The 15,277-nt window shown below is 31.0% G+C and carries 14 protein-coding genes and 1 pseudogene; 10 read left to right on the top strand and 5 right to left on the bottom strand.

What is annotated here, in order from left to right:
• The first annotated feature begins 16 nt into the window (after positions 1-16).
• From CA_RS19485 to CA_RS19475, 3 genes are all read left to right on the top strand, one after another.
• Positions 17-973: an endo-1,4-beta-xylanase gene (locus tag CA_RS19485; protein ID WP_010890738.1), complete on the top strand. Its 957-nt coding sequence runs from the start codon at positions 17-19 to the stop codon at positions 971-973.
• A 144-nt stretch (positions 974-1,117) separates the two neighbouring features.
• Complete coding sequence (locus CA_RS19480) at positions 1,118-1,561, top strand: MarR family winged helix-turn-helix transcriptional regulator (protein WP_010890737.1); 444 nt, start codon at positions 1,118-1,120, stop codon at positions 1,559-1,561.
• A 10-nt stretch (positions 1,562-1,571) separates the two neighbouring features.
• Complete coding sequence (locus CA_RS19475) at positions 1,572-2,294, top strand: SDR family NAD(P)-dependent oxidoreductase (protein WP_010890736.1); 723 nt, start codon at positions 1,572-1,574, stop codon at positions 2,292-2,294.
• Between the two features lie 46 nt (positions 2,295-2,340).
• Here the strand turns inward: CA_RS19475 and CA_RS19470 are convergent, their stop codons facing one another.
• Positions 2,341-3,834 (bottom strand): carboxylesterase/lipase family protein, encoded by a 1,494-nt coding sequence (locus tag CA_RS19470; RefSeq protein ID WP_010890735.1) that lies wholly within the window; start codon positions 3,832-3,834, stop codon positions 2,341-2,343.
• 175 nt (positions 3,835-4,009) lie between these two features.
• Between CA_RS19470 and CA_RS19465 the strand changes: the two genes are divergently transcribed.
• On the top strand, positions 4,010-5,236 hold the full coding sequence (locus CA_RS19465) for an MFS transporter (protein WP_010890734.1): 1,227 nt from the start codon (positions 4,010-4,012) through the stop codon (positions 5,234-5,236).
• A 136-nt stretch (positions 5,237-5,372) separates the two neighbouring features.
• Positions 5,373-5,501 (top strand): annotated as a pseudogene (locus CA_RS19460) (winged helix-turn-helix transcriptional regulator); the annotation flags it as partial.
• 56 nt (positions 5,502-5,557) lie between these two features.
• Here the strand turns inward: CA_RS19460 and CA_RS19455 are convergent.
• Positions 5,558-6,706, bottom strand: coding sequence for a methyl-accepting chemotaxis protein (locus tag CA_RS19455; protein WP_010890733.1), 1,149 nt, complete (start codon positions 6,704-6,706; stop codon positions 5,558-5,560).
• Between the two features lie 344 nt (positions 6,707-7,050).
• On the opposite strand from CA_RS19455, the gene CA_RS19450 reads away from it, so the two are divergent.
• The gene (locus tag CA_RS19450) at positions 7,051-7,797 is read left to right on the top strand and encodes a ribonuclease Z (protein WP_010890732.1); all 747 of its coding nucleotides are present in this window, start codon (positions 7,051-7,053) and stop codon (positions 7,795-7,797) included.
• A 2-nt stretch (positions 7,798-7,799) separates the two neighbouring features.
• Here the strand turns inward: CA_RS19450 and CA_RS19445 are convergent, their stop codons facing one another.
• Positions 7,800-8,366, bottom strand: coding sequence for a TetR/AcrR family transcriptional regulator (locus CA_RS19445; protein ID WP_010890731.1), 567 nt, complete (start codon positions 8,364-8,366; stop codon positions 7,800-7,802).
• 234 nt (positions 8,367-8,600) lie between these two features.
• Between CA_RS19445 and CA_RS19440 the strand changes: the two genes are divergently transcribed.
• The 3 genes from CA_RS19440 (at position 8,601) to CA_RS19430 (ending at position 12,325) form a co-directional block, all read left to right on the top strand.
• A complete protein-coding gene (locus CA_RS19440; protein WP_010890730.1) occupies positions 8,601-9,821 on the top strand; it encodes a glycosyltransferase in 1,221 nt (406 codons plus the stop codon).
• An 80-nt stretch (positions 9,822-9,901) separates the two neighbouring features.
• Positions 9,902-10,897 carry a hypothetical protein gene (locus CA_RS19435; RefSeq protein WP_010890729.1) on the top strand — a complete coding sequence of 332 codons (996 nt, stop codon included), beginning with the start codon at positions 9,902-9,904 and terminating at the stop codon, positions 10,895-10,897.
• Positions 10,898-11,020: 123 nt separating this feature from the next.
• Positions 11,021-12,325 (top strand): ferredoxin reductase family protein, encoded by a 1,305-nt coding sequence (locus CA_RS19430; protein ID WP_010890728.1) that lies wholly within the window; start codon positions 11,021-11,023, stop codon positions 12,323-12,325.
• 51 nt (positions 12,326-12,376) lie between these two features.
• On the opposite strand, the gene CA_RS19425 is transcribed toward CA_RS19430, so the two are convergent.
• The gene (locus CA_RS19425; RefSeq protein ID WP_010890727.1) at positions 12,377-12,925 is read right to left on the bottom strand and encodes a CBO0543 family protein; all 549 of its coding nucleotides are present in this window, start codon (positions 12,923-12,925) and stop codon (positions 12,377-12,379) included.
• A 166-nt stretch (positions 12,926-13,091) separates the two neighbouring features.
• Positions 13,092-13,457, bottom strand: a complete 366-nt coding sequence (locus CA_RS19420; RefSeq protein ID WP_241393212.1) for a CBO0543 family protein — start codon at positions 13,455-13,457, stop codon at positions 13,092-13,094.
• Between the two features lie 312 nt (positions 13,458-13,769).
• On the opposite strand from CA_RS19420, the gene CA_RS19415 reads away from it, so the two are divergent.
• Positions 13,770-15,101: a helix-turn-helix transcriptional regulator gene (locus CA_RS19415; protein ID WP_010890725.1), complete on the top strand. Its 1,332-nt coding sequence runs from the start codon at positions 13,770-13,772 to the stop codon at positions 15,099-15,101.
• Positions 15,102-15,277: the final 176 nt, after the last annotated feature.

The raw sequence follows: 15,277 nt of genomic DNA, 5'->3' as shown, positions 1-15,277 counted from the left end.
AAAAAGGAGTGTTATTATGTTAAAATCAAAATTATCAAAAATATGTACAGGAGTCTTAGCTTTAGGTCTTGCCCTTTCAATTTCAGGTGTAGGAACTTTTAAAGCTGCTATGTCACATAGCAAATTTGTAGGAAATATTATAGCAGGAAGTATTCCTTCTAACTTTGATACCTATTGGAATCAAGTTACACCAGAAAATGCAACTAAGTGGGGCGCAATTGAATATGGTCGTGGCAATTATAACTGGGGAAGCGCAGATCTTATTTATAATTACGCCAGAAGTAAAAACATGCCATTCAAATTTCATAATTTAGTATGGGGAAGTCAGCAGCTTACTTGGTTGTCAAATCTTTCACCTCAAGATCAAAAATCTGAAGTATCAAAATGGATTGCAGCCGCAGGTCAAAGATATTCTGGTTCAGCTTTTGTTGATGTTGTAAATGAACCACTGCATACTCAACCTTCTTACAAAAATGCTTTAGGCGGAGATGGTTCCACCGGTTATGATTGGATTGTATGGTCTTATCAGCAGGCAAGAAAAGCCTTCCCTAATTCAAAACTTTTAATTAATGAATATGGCATAATAGGCGATCCTAATGCAGCAGCTAATTATGTTAAAATCATAAATGTTCTTAAAAGCAAAGGTTTAATTGATGGAATAGGAATTCAATGTCACTATTTCAATATGGATAACGTTTCTGTAGGAACAATGAACTATGTTTTAAATATGTTATCTAATACAGGTTTACCAATATACGTATCAGAACTTGATATGACTGGCGATGACTCAACTCAGCTTGCTAGATATCAACAAAAGTTCCCTGTTCTATATCAAAATCCTAATGTAAAAGGTATAACTTTATGGGGATATATGCAAGGTCAAACTTGGAATAGTGGTACTTATTTAGTTAATTCAAATGGTACTGAACGTCCAGCTCTTAAATGGTTAAGATCTTACTTAGCATCACATTAGAATATTTAGCTCCTATTTAGTAAACTCCTAAATAGGAGCTTTTTTATATAAATAAATAATCCCTTGACATATTTTATAAAAAGCGATATTATTTCCATATAGAATTAATACGATATCGAAATAATACTAAAAGGAAATGATTATATGAATAAAATAAGTGAAGAACAATATAAAAGATTTGATGCTGTTATGCACAGTATATATAAACGTTTAAGACAACTTCATGGAGATATAGATTCAATGTTTCCAAAAGGCATAACCAGCAGCGAACTAAGTGTACTAAAGGCAGCTAGTAAATATCCCAATTCAGCTTTAAAAGAAATTGGAGAGTATTTAGATATCCCCGGAAGTACTCTTACCAGCATAGTTGATAGACTGGAAAAAAGAAATTTAGTTAGAAGAACTATAAATAAAGAAAACAGACGCTCCTATGCACTTGAACTTACAAAGGATGGTATCGAACTAAGTAATCAGCATGAGGAGGCTGAAAAAGAGCTGTGGGAAAAAGTTCTTATGTCATTAAATGAAGATGTCGAAAGAGAAACACTTATTAACCTATTAGATAAAATTAGTAAAGGAATAGAATAAGGTGAAAATAATGAAAAAAGCTATTGTAATCGGTGCCACTTCAGGTATAGGAATGGAAACTGCAAAAAAACTAGCCGAAAACGGCTATATAGTTGGAATTACTGGAAGAAGAAAAGAACGACTTATAAATCTCCAAAAATCTATAAAAACCAAAACATTTATAAAGCAAATAGACATTTGTAAACCCAATATGGCAATTGAGCTTTTAAAAGAGCTTATTGATGAACTGGGCGGCCTAGACTTAATTGTTATAAGTTCAGGAATTGTAAGACCTAACCTAGAACTAAGCTGGAGTAACGAAGAAGAAACCATAGCTACAAATATATCCGGTTTCGCAGCTATGGCAAATACAGCTTCCCAGTACTTTATGAAACAAAAATATGGACATATAGTTGGAATTTCCTCCATGTCCTCCTTGGTATATAGCGATAGAAGTAATGCATACTGTGCATCAAAGGCATTTGTTTCAAATTACTTAAGGGGATTGAGAATTTTACTAACTAAAGCAAGCAAAAGAATATATGTGACAGAAGTTGTGCCTGGCTGGGTATATACAGAAATGACAAAGCAAGCTGATAAGTCCAAGCTCTTTTGGACAACTACTGCTGATAAAGCTGCTGAAGAAATATATACTTCTATTTTAAAAAAGAAAAGAAAAATATATATTTCAAAGCGCTGGCGCCTTTTAGCTTGGCTCATTAATATACTTCCAGAAAGCTTTAGAGTAAAATAACAAAAGATGAGAAGTACTATATATTTTAATACTTCTCATCTTCTAACTATATATCAGTATATAATTTAATATCTCTCCAAGTTTCATAAATATCCTTTGCTGGATTATTTTCTACCTTATTTTCTTCATCAAAAACAAAGGTAGTTCTACTTTTAGAATCATACTTTTTCCACTCTATATCAAGATTGCCATTAGGATCTCCTGTTTTAGCAAAGTTTACCCATGACATATGCATATTTTCTATGAATTTTTTAATTATATCCTCTGGCGTATCCCTCCAAAAAGAATAGGCTATACCTTCCCCTTTAGTATTATTTAACGCTACAGACACCTCCACTGCATGTGTTGCTCCAAGTCCATTAAGCTTAGCAGAAATAGGAGCGTAATCAAAACGATACATCCAAGTATCATTTTTTTCACTTTGTGCATCAGCAACTTTAATAGAATCTACTAAAAAAGTTCTATCTTTCATGATTTCTTGAATTTGAATCATCTCTTCTGAGAATTTATCGTATAATTTATGAATCTTAGGCAAGCTATCAAAGCATTTATTCATTCTTAACATTCTCTCTACATCCTTCCATCCTCCTGGAAGCATAGACTTATTTTTATTAATAAATAAAGTACCTTCATCATGATTAGTGCCGATTATGAGCTTTACTCCTTTCGAACTTCCTAAAGCTATCCCTTCCCAAGGCAATCTTGGTATCAAATCATCAAGTACAGGCCCTGGTATATACATTCCTGGATAGCTGCTACAAGTGTCGTCTATCACATATAATGCTGCCTTTTTTATATCCTCTAGCTCCATTGTCTTTAATTTATGTACTTCGCTGGCTTCAAGCCCTAAGCGCTTTAAATATATATCTGTAATTAACCTAGCAGTATTATGGCTTGTAACACAACCAGGTAATGGACTTTCTGCTATAGCCTTGTTAAACAATCCCTTTGCCTTTGGTACTGCTAACATATTTGTGACAGATGCCGCACCTGCTGACTCACCTGCAATTGTAATATTGTTTGGATCTCCTCCAAAAGCCTCAATGTTTTCCTTTACCCATTTTAGAGCCATTATTTGATCTGAAACTCCACAATTAGAATCAAAACTATCATCATACATTGTAAAATCATAAAAACCAAGTACACCAAGTCTATAGTTAAAAGCTACATAAACTATACCTTCTTTTGCAAAATTTGTCCCGTCATAATAAGCTTCAGAGCAGGAACCCATAGCATAAGCTCCACCATAAATCCATACAAATACAGGAGAATTTTTTGCATTTTCTGGTGCCCAAATATTCATATAAAGGCAGTCTTCACTTTCTATACCTACTTCTTCAGAGGTATTTGCAAATTGATGTGGTTTGCTGCCATGTTTTTTTGCATAACGCACCCCATTCCAAGGCTCACATTCAACTGTTCTCTTAAATCTAAGTTCACCTACTGGCGGTTTTGCGTACGGAATTCCAAGCCACTTATTTATGCCGTTTTCTTTTATGCCTTCTAGTTTTCCATACTTTGTTTCTGCTATTGTACCCATAGTAATTTCACTCCTTAATTGCAATTATAGATATTATACCATTCAATACATATTAATAAAAATAATGTAATAATTCTCACTTATCCTTACAAATATTTTATTGACTTTTTCCCGCGTTAACTTAAAATTACTATAGTAATCATTTATTATTTTTTGAAAGGTTAGGAATTATACTATGAACTTTATTAAAACTCCGACTCTATTAAAAAACAAGTCCTTAAGCTTACTAATTACAGCTCGGGTATCCAGTAACTTTGCATATCAAATGCTTACGGTTGCTATTGGTTGGCAAATGTACTCGCTTACTCATTCAGCTTTTTACCTTGGCCTTATTGGACTAGTTCAATTTCTTCCTATGCTAGTGTTATCACTGTTTGTTGGGCATATATCAGATAGATATGATAGAAGAAAAATAGTTTCCATAAGCCAATTAGTACAAGGAATTTGCATAGCCCTTTTAGCCTTTGGAAACTATAATGGCTGGATTACTAAAGAAAGCTTCTTAATAATGGTTTTCTTTATAGCTTTAGCTCATTCTTTTGAAGGTCCGCCAATGCAAGCCTTACTTCCTAATATAGTTGAAAGAAAAATCTTTCCTAAGGCATCCGCGCTAGTGTCTTCAGCTTCTCAATTTGCAGTTATAGTAGGCCCGGGTTTTGCTGGAATCCTCTATTCCTTTGGAGCTTCACTTATTTACTCAATAACCGCTGGACTATTAATACTGGCAAGTGTATTAATAATTCAAATTCATGTGAACAAGGAAGAAAGAAAACCTGATCCTGTAAATTTAAAATCCTTCTTTGCGGGAATAACCTTCATTAAAAGCAGACCTATAATTCTTGGAGCAATATCACTAGATTTGTTTGCAGTACTATTTGGTGGAGCAACAGCTCTTCTACCTATCTATGCAAGCAGCATTTTAAAAATAGGCTCCTTTGGACTAGGAGTATTAAGATCAGCTCCAGCTGTAGGTGCACTTCTTATGTCAGCTTTACTTACAAGAAAGCCTCTAAAAAGAAACGTTGGTAAAATAATGTTCACAGCAGTAGTGTGTTTTGGATTATCAACTATAATATTTGCAATATCAAAATCTGTTATTGTATCCTTTTTAGCTCTTTTTGTACTTGGTGCATCAGATGTAATAAGTGTTGTTATTCGTTCAACTCTAGTTCAACTTGAAACTCCTGATAACATGAGAGGAAGGGTAAGCTCTGTAAACATGATATTTATAGGTACCTCTAATCAACTTGGTGAATTTGAATCAGGTATTACAGCCTCACTTTTGGGTACTGTACCTGCAGCACTTCTTGGAGGTGTTGGAACCATTCTAGTTGTTCTTATTTGGAGAAAATTGTTTTCAAGCCTGTTTACTGTAGACAGCTTTGAAGGAAGTAAAAATTAACCTACTAAAAGGCACATTACTTTACCAATGTGCCTTTTAAAAAATTAGAACTATAGCTCTCTTAAAGTGAGTACTTTTAAGTTTTCTAAGTACACATAGGTAACTAATGTGAATATATCTGAAAGGAAACTATATTATGAAAGAAGAATTGCCAGCATGTCCTATTGAAACTACTCTTTTACTTATAGTTGAAAAGTGGAAGGTTCTAATACTTAGAGATCTTATGTATGAAACCAAAAGATTTATTGAAATTTTAAACCATATATAAAAAATAATGCAGGAGTTTATTTCTTCTAATTCCTGCATGCAACAATTATTATATTATAATCTATCTGCTATTTCATTTAAGTTCTCTGCCATAGATGTTATTTCTTCTATACTTGCTGTAATTTCCTGTGTAGCTGCAGCCTGTTCCTGACTTGAGGATAACGAGCTTTGGCTCATTTCACTAGACTCGCTCACCTTTTGTATAATCTTATCAGTTAGCTCTTTAATTTTAGGTACCGTACTCTTAGACTCTTCAGATAATTTTCTTATTTCATCTGCAACAACCCCAAAACCTTTTCCTATCTCACCCGCTCTTGCCGCCTCTATAGACGCATTTAACCCTAGCATTTTAGTTTGATTTGCTATATCTTTTATGAACTTTGTCACAGAATTTATTTCTTCAGATAATGATGTTATACCATCAATGCTATTATTTAGCTTCTGCTCGTTTACATGTATGTTTGATGCTGATGCTGCTAGTTCTTCAATAGTTGATGCTATTTCCGTAATACCATCCTCTAAGCTTTGTGATACTTCTTTTAGCTTTGATGCCACAACCTTTGGAATAAGTAGCCCAAAAGTTCCCACAATCTTTCCTGTTACCTCATCAACTATAGGATGACAAGCTGCAGAAACTGGAACGCCATATACAGAAGACGGGTATTCAATTGAAACAGCTTTATTAGTTTTTATAACCTTATCAGGAGTAGTATCAATTTTAAATTCATCACCTGCTCTTAGTTCAGGAAGCTCAAAATTTTCTGAGTGCTGTACTTCTACAAATTTATTTAAATCCGTTACAAATAATACTACACCATCCGAAAACATATCAGACAAAACTGGAGCAAAATCTTTGAACGCTGACATCATTGGATGTAGAACTGGGAATACCATAGAAAACACCCCAACAACTTCGCCATCATCATCTAATATAGGATCGGCTATAACCTTTAATCTAATTCCATACAATGAACGCGGAACATTCTCTACAAATCTTTTCTTTTCTCTCAGAGCCTTAACATTTACACTTTCAGCATTTAATTTTTCTCCAACTTGAAATATATCCAAATTAAAATCCATAGATGCTTTTCTCCAAGTAAACACGTTACCATCACTTATCAAGTAAATAACACCTCCTGGTACTTCATCTACTTGAAGCTCACACATACCCTTTATGTAATCTATACCATGTACTGAAATCATAATACACTCTCCCTTTTAAAATTTAAGTTTAAGCTTTGATTACAATAACGTTTTTGACCATATAATCTCTTGTTAACCACGTATCATCTTCAAATTTAAACATATACATATTATATACTATAATGCTATTTTTTTCTACGTTTTTCTTTTATATTCGACTTTTTAGCTTCCATTTACTGAATATAAGCATGTTTTATTTTCTTACTTCCGGTTTATCTCAAATTTTTCTTCATTAAATATTTTCCTAAGAAATATAACAAGAGTTTGATAAATTGCCCACTTGTATAATTTTACCTTATTAGTATAATAAATATATTAACTAATAATCAAAGGGAGGGCATTAAATGTTAAAGATAACTTTCTTAGGTACAAATGGTTGGTTTGATTCAAATACAGGGAACACCCCATCAGTTCTAATTGAACATAGGAATTATTATATAATTTTAGATGCAGGAAATGGTATATCAAAATTGAGAAATTGCATTTCTTCTGATAAGCCTGTTTATCTTTTTTTAAGTCACTTTCACTTGGATCATATTTCAGGTCTACATACTTTACCCTTGAATAAATTTTCAAAAGGATTATACATTATAGTTCCAAAAGGCGGAACTAAATTAATTAATCAATTTGTAAACGTTCCATTTACAGTTCCTATAAAGAAGCTGCCCTTTAAAACTGAAATAATAGAGGCTTGTAATAAGCTTAATTTTCTCCCATTTAAAGCAACCTTTCTACCTTTAGTTCACAGCTCATATGTTCTTGGTATAAGACTTGAGATTGATAGTAAAACAATATCCTACTGCACGGATACTAGCTATTGTTTTAATGCAATTACTTTAGCTAAAAATGCAGATTTATTAATATCTGAATGTAGCATGAAGCCCTTAGGCACTGATGACGCTTCTGTGCATTTAAACCCAGAATTAGCGTCTAAGATTGCAAAAGAAGCTGGTGCAAAAAAATTAATGCTTATTCACTTTGATGCAGCTAAATATCTAACTCTAGACGATAGAAAAAAAGCAGAACTTGCTGCAAAAACTATCTTTAATAACTCCTATGCCAGCTATGATGATCTAGAACTCCAAGTATAGTTCTATTTTATAAATGACATGGTATGTACTATTAATCTATTGACAAGGGAAGCCATTTCTTCTGGGCTTTCCTTTAATCCATTTTTAATCCATTTATAGCTGATAGACGCATTACCAGTTAATATATAGTTGTACAGATATTCCAACTGTGCATCGTTATTAGACTTAAAGGCTGATTTAAAATTATCAATAGAATTATTATATACAGCTCCAAAAAACTTTATTAAAAAACCATAATCTCTATGGGAACTAAAAAAAATTTTAAAAAGTTCCTTATTTTTTGCAATGGCCTTAAAAATTTCATTTACAGTGTTTTCAATTTTTGTCTCTCCTTCTGAATCCCTAAGCGAGGATTTTACTTCCTCAAATAGTTCTTCCTCTATTGAATCCAATAAATCGTATGGATTGGAATAATGAGTATAAAAGGTACTCCTATTTATATCTGCCAAATTACATATCTCTGTAACCGTCACCTTGTTTATAGGTTTATTTTTTAAGAGGGTAATTAAACTTTGTTTTATAACCATCTTTGTGTACTTTATTCTTCTATCTTCTATTCTATTCTTCATTGAATTTCCTCCAAAATAAACAACAAAATGTATATAATCTGTTGATTAAACAACACTTTTTTCTATATTAGTGATTGAATATTGATTTATTAAAAATTATAATTTATATATATTTTAAAAGCAAGATGTGGTAAAAACATAGAATATGAACATTTCTAGAACAGAATGGTATAAACCAAAATACTAAAGTAAACACTATAAATTACATAAACTTGATAAGGATGTGATTATAACATGGGAAAAATATTATTTTTAGGTATCCCCGCTTATGGACATGTGAATCCAACACTAGGTATTATAAGCGAATTAGTTAAACGTGGACAAGAAGTAACCTATTTTTGTACTGAAGAATTTAGAGAAAGAATAGAAAAGACAGGTGCTATCTTTAAAGATTATGGTAGTGCCATGGATCCCTCAAATAGAAAACATCACTTTAGTGCCTCAAATATGACCAAGGAAACTTTAATTGCCATAATTGAAAAATCACTTGATATTTGTGAAAAAGCTATTGAATCTGTTCTAGATAAAACAAATGGTACTAAATTTGACTACATTGGTTATGCTGCTGCATGTCCTTTTGGAAGCTTACTAGCACAAATATTAAAGCTGCCATCATTTTCATCTTTTGCAATTTTTGCTACTCCAGATGAAATTATGCCAAAAAGCCTTGAAGGCATTACCGAAGAATCTATGAAAGACACTCCTATAATGGAAAAATACATGAAGCTTAAATATGGGCTTAAAGAAAAATACGATATAGAACTTCCTGAAATAAAGAAGCTATTTTTTAATAAGGGAGATGTAAACTTCGCATACACATCAAAATATTTTATTCCAAATATTCAATATTATGATGACAGCTTTAAATTTATAGGTCCGCCTATATACGATAGAAAAGAGGATTTATCAAACTTCCCTTATGAAGAAATTAAGGATAAAAAGGTAATATACATTTCACTAGGTACTGTATACAGCAATTTTGATATTAAACTTTATGAGACATTCTTTAATGCCTTTAAAAACGAAGATGTAGTAGTCGTTATGACTGCATATAAAGTTGACTTATCACAATTTGATATACCTAAAAACTTTGTAGTTAGAAATTATATATCTCAAACAGAAATTTTAAAATATGCAAATGCAGCTGTAACGCATTCAGGAATGAACAGTACTAACGATTTACTGTTTAATAGCGTTCCTTTTGTAGCTATTCCTTTAGGTGCAGACCAGCCTTATATGGCATCAAGAACCGCTGATTTAGGCGCCTGCATTAAGCTTGATATAGATACTCTTACACCAGAGCTTCTAAGAAATTCTGTATATGAGGTAATGACAAACCAAAATTACATGGAGAACATAAGAAAAATCAATAATTCCTTCAGAGAAAGCGGTGGCTACAAAAGGGCTGCTGAAGAAGTACTAAAGCTTAAAGCAAGAACTGAAATTTTAAATTAAATTCATTCTATAAAAGTAGTTAAAATAACCTTTATTTTAGCTACTTTTTAGCATTTAAATTTATATAAGGAGGAGATTATATGATACAAATGTTTAGAGATTCAAAGATATTTGTTGTTTGTGTATCAAAGTATACCACAGGCGGTATTGAACTACTCCACCAATTGGTGTACAAGCTTAATAGCTTAGGCTTTAAGGCATATATGTTCTATGTTGGAGAAGACACTGAAAACCCAACACCAGATGAATATAAAAAATATAACATACAATATGTAAACACTATTGAAGATGATTCTAAAAACTTAATAATAGTTCCTGAAGTACTGACCATGTTTCTATATAGGTATGAAAAAATAAGAAAAGCCATATGGTGGTTAAGTATAGATAATTATTATGATTCCATAAAGATTTTAGAAAAAAATAAAGATAATGAAAAAATCAAAGCTCTACTTGGTGATTTTAAGTATTTCAACTTTGAAGATAATAATATAATTCATCTAGCTCAATGCGAGTACATTACTGAAACTTTAAAAGAAAAAAACATTCCAAAGGTATACTATCTATCAGATTACTTAAATCGAGATTTTCTAGAAAACAATTTAGATAATGATCTTTTTAATCGAGAAAACATTGTAGTATACAATCCAAAAAAAGGATTAGAGTTTACTGAAAAGCTTATGAAAGCTCATAAATCTATTAATTGGAGACCAATTATAAATATGAGTAGACAGGAAGTAATTGATTTACTAAAAAAGTCAAAAGTTTATATAGATTTTGGTAACCACCCCGGCAAGGACAGACTACCACGTGAAGCTGCTATTTGTGGCTGCTGCGTTATAACAGACAAAAAGGGCTCTGCAAAATATTTTAAGGATGTTCCAATTGATGCTTCCTTTAAATTTGAGGATGAAGAAAAAAATATCCCTCTCATATTAAATAAAATATCAGAATGCTTTGAAAATTTCCACACCGAAAGCTTAAAATTTGATAATTATAGGGCCATAATTAGAAACTCTGAAAAGGATTTTGAGCAGCAAATATTAGATATCTTTGAAAAACAACTAGTAACTCAATAATATATTTTGAGAACGGACAAGTTATTTAAATTTGTCCGTTCTTCATTAAAAATACATACATAGAAAACCTCCCTTTAGTAAATATCTAAATAAGACTAATACTATAAAGTGGGGAGAATAATTATGAAAAAATATCAAGGATTAATTTTAATTTTGGTAACCTTTCTTTTAACCTATATATTCTGGCTCTTTGAAACACCAGAAAAATCATTATCCCTATATAGACGGTACTCGCAGTTTATATCCTCTATCGCACTAATTGCTCTTACTTGGATAAACTTTATTGCTACTAGACATCACTATGTTGATGATTTTTTTAATGGACTTGATATCTCCTACATATACCACAAATATTTAAGTATTCTTATTGTATTTCTCATTTGGGCACATAACTTCACCCTAAAGATGGGAGGTTTTTCTGGAAAGCGTCCTACTAACTTTAAATCCCTTCCTAAAGGAGTTAAACCCTCCGGCGCCGGCATGTTTTTCTCCGGAAAGCAATTAGGTACTTTCAGTCTATACCTTTTCACTGGTCTTGTGATAATTTTTCTTGTGCTTTACAAATTAGAATATGAAAATTGGAAAAAATTCCACACCATAATGATAGTACCATATATTTTAGGAGTTCTTCATTACTATTTATCCTCTGAATACAAAGTTTTTTCCCTAAGTGCCTTTAGTTTATGGATGAACCTATTTAACTTAATTGGTGTTTTGTCAATTATTTATAGTATATTTATATATGAATTTGTTTCCTTTAAGCACAAATATAAAGTTACAAGTATTAATGAAATTGCGAAGGATACCTTTGAAATTACAGGAACTTCCCTTAAAAATGAACTCAAATATAAAGCAGGACAATTTGCATTTATAAAAATTCCTGAAAAAAAGAGCTTTTTCCCCTCACATCCTTTTACTATGAGTAATTCCAATAAATCTAACGAGATTCAATTTTCCATAAAGGTTCTAGGTGACCACACCAAAGCTCTAAAAGAAAATTTAAAGGTAGGCGATACTTTATCCGTAAGCGGTCCTCACGGAAAATTCAATTATGAAAATGGCCTAAAACATCAAATATGGATTGCCGGCGGAATAGGCATAACTCCTTTTAGAAGCTTTTGGCAGGCTGAACTTCCTTCTGACTACACTGTGGATTTATTTTACACATATAACAATGAAAATGAAGGTGCTTATATCAATGAACTCAATTCTATTAATAAAAATAGCAATCTAAATATACACTCGATTGATAGCTCCAAAAATGGATTTTTAGGACTTGAAGACTTAGAAAAACATATAGATAAAAATCTTGAGTATTCAGTATTCTTTTGTGGTCCAAAGCCAATGAGAGAAAAACTTCGACGAGATTTTGAAAAAGTGAACTTTAAAATCAAAGATATGAATTATGAACATTTTCATTTTAAATAAAGGGGAACTTTCGCCCTTATTTTGTTAATACAGACAACGCAGTATTTAACTTTATATTTTTTTGAAATTATCCCGCATAAATATATAGTTTGTGAAAATATAAATAACGAAAAAAACTATGAACGAATATATATGCTTCCACCCAAAAGGTTTATATAACTTTAATATAACAGCTAAAGGTTCAAGTACATACGCACCAAAAAAAGAATAAATAAAGGCTTTCAAAAAAGGATTTATTTCAGTTTTATACTGAAGAAAAATCATTGTAGTAACTGGCATCACTGTAGAATCCCATGGTGCCATTGGTGGAAATATTGGAAGAAGCTTTACTGGGTATTCCCATAAACCCAGCGTAGTTCCAAGTACATCCGTATATGTTGCTATAAGCATAGTAAAAAAACCGGCATAAAGCAATCTTCCTGCACTTTCTTTTTTTCTTATGATTACCCACAATATCCATGGAAGTATTGCTATTAGCACTTGAAGCCACCAGCGCCAGGTATATATCATATGATTTGACCATAAATTATAAAGCTTCAAAGTTACTTTATTAAATTCTTTAAATACTTTATCCATACTGTATATAGTGTTATAATTCATTATTACACCTACTCTGTTTTAAATTATTTCATCTCAAGAATACTAATATTAAATTTTATCATCAACACTACTGCACATATCATAGATATAACCCATGCTAAAAGAGGTTCTTTATAGTGGATCCTTAAAATCGTAAACATTACAATGTCAAAAATAAAAGAATAAACTACCTTCCAACCATTTTTATAAAAAAACTATTAAAAACATATAATATGAATTCTATTAGTGAGTATATACCCGAACATAATAATACGTAAATTATTTTCTTACCGACTTTATTTGGATAGAATGTATTATATAAAATTATAGTTGTCGGAAACAAGGTAATAGCAATAAATATATCTGTAAAAGTATGATTAATAAGGTTTCCACCATACATCCATAATGGATGATTATAAAACGAAAAATTATATGCCATATCTCCTAGTATAAAAAATAAAATAGTAGAATAGTATTCGCTCCATTTACTCCATTCTCCAAATCTCCAACATATTAAAACAGCAGCAGCTCCAACAATTATATCAATCAACATACCCTGCACTAACATATATGCTTATATAAACTGTAGTTTATGCAAAAATAAATATTTAATTATACTTTATAAAATTTAATTTCTAGGAGTATACTGAATTTTTTCATTTTTTAAATTACGAAAAGTAAGTAATTATTACATTATGTGATAAAAAATTCACATGCCTGTTTTAGGTATCAGACGATTTATGTATTTTTACAAGGTATTTTACAAGAAAAAGTTGTACTTTTTTATAGTTTTACCTGTAGTACTTTTCCTATTTTGGTGCTATAATCAAGGTAACAAAACTTTTTTACGTTAAGGAGAATTTCTATGGTAAGTTACAAAATACTGTCGGTAGCTAATAAATTGAAAAACATAAGAGATAAATACGGCCTAAGTCAAGAAGATCTGGCAGGAAATGAGATAACTAGAAACCTTATAAGCCAGATAGAACATAATAAGGCAAACTTAACTAGGAGTGCTGCCGAAATAATGCTTAAGAACTTAAAAAAAATTTGTGATAAAAAAAATGTACAAGTTGATGAAGATATAAACTATTTGATGGAAGATGAGAAATCGCAAGCAATTAAAGTGCTTGATAAATATATAGACGATTTGAGAGATTTGACTATTTATAAGGATAATGTATTTATAAATAAGCTAAGGGAAGTAGAAGATTTCTTGGTCACTTGGGATTTTAGAGACAAAAAAATTACTATTTTTGAGCTTGCTGGTGACTACTTTTCTAGTACAAATGATTTTTATAATGCATCCTTATATTACGAAAAAGCAAAGGCACTAATAGATATAAATATTTACAGCGATAATATAGTACATATCTTAAGAAAATTGTCCATGACCTATTATTACATGTTGAGATATCAGGATGATATAAACTGCTGTGAATTTGCATTAAAGCAGTTTAAAAATATGGATGAGGAGTACAGATGTATCTTCCTTTTTAACAGTTCCTTGTGTTATGGTCAATTAAAAAAATATGATTTAGCCCTTAAAAGGCTTAATGAAGTCGAATCTATAATAAAAAATATTGATCAGAATAAATACTATGAAGTGCTTATTCAAAAGGCTATTTGTTATCAATGGATGAAGGAATATCAAAAAAGTTTAGATATATATAATAAACTACTAGAAAGTATAGACAAAAGTGATTATGAAAAATATCTTTTTATATTGGTTAATTCTTCTGACATTTATGTAGAAAATTCAAATTTTGAAAAGGCAGAATCAAATTTAAGAATTATACTTGAAAATATAAACAATTTGAATGAAAGTTCAACTCTTCTACCTTCTACATACCTTGAGATGAGCAGGATCTTGAAAAAATTAGGTTATACAAAGGATGCTGAGTTATATTGTTTAAAATCATTAAATTATGCTAAGCGAAATACTCATTACTATTTAGTAAATGATATATATGGTGAATTGCTAGATATATATAAAACCTTAAATGTTCCTGAAAAAGTTCAGACTATAAAAGATGAATTTTTTTCAAATTCTAGTAGGGACAAAAATTTAAATTCTAAACTTATGTTTAAATTATTAGATTTTTACTTTGCCACCAATGATATTCACTCTATTAAAGAGATATATGATTTTAGTAAAAATTTTATACAAGAAAGGATGATCAATCTATGTTATTAAAAAAACACAAATTAGCTTTTTCAGTACTTGCTTTAACTCTATTATTCTTAGGAGTTAATTTCTTAGGTAATAACGTAGGACTATCTGTTTCACCAATGACACCATGGTAAAATTTTTAAGGTGGGTAAATTTTATTATGTAAAAAAAATTAGGGGTTCTAAAGACTTTAAATCTTA

It is taken from the genome of Clostridium acetobutylicum ATCC 824, assembly GCF_000008765.1.
Taxonomy (GTDB): domain Bacteria; phylum Bacillota; class Clostridia; order Clostridiales; family Clostridiaceae; genus Clostridium_S; species Clostridium_S acetobutylicum.
The sequence above is the reverse complement of the archived record's forward strand: the minus strand, read 5'-3'. Positions and strand labels throughout refer to the sequence as shown.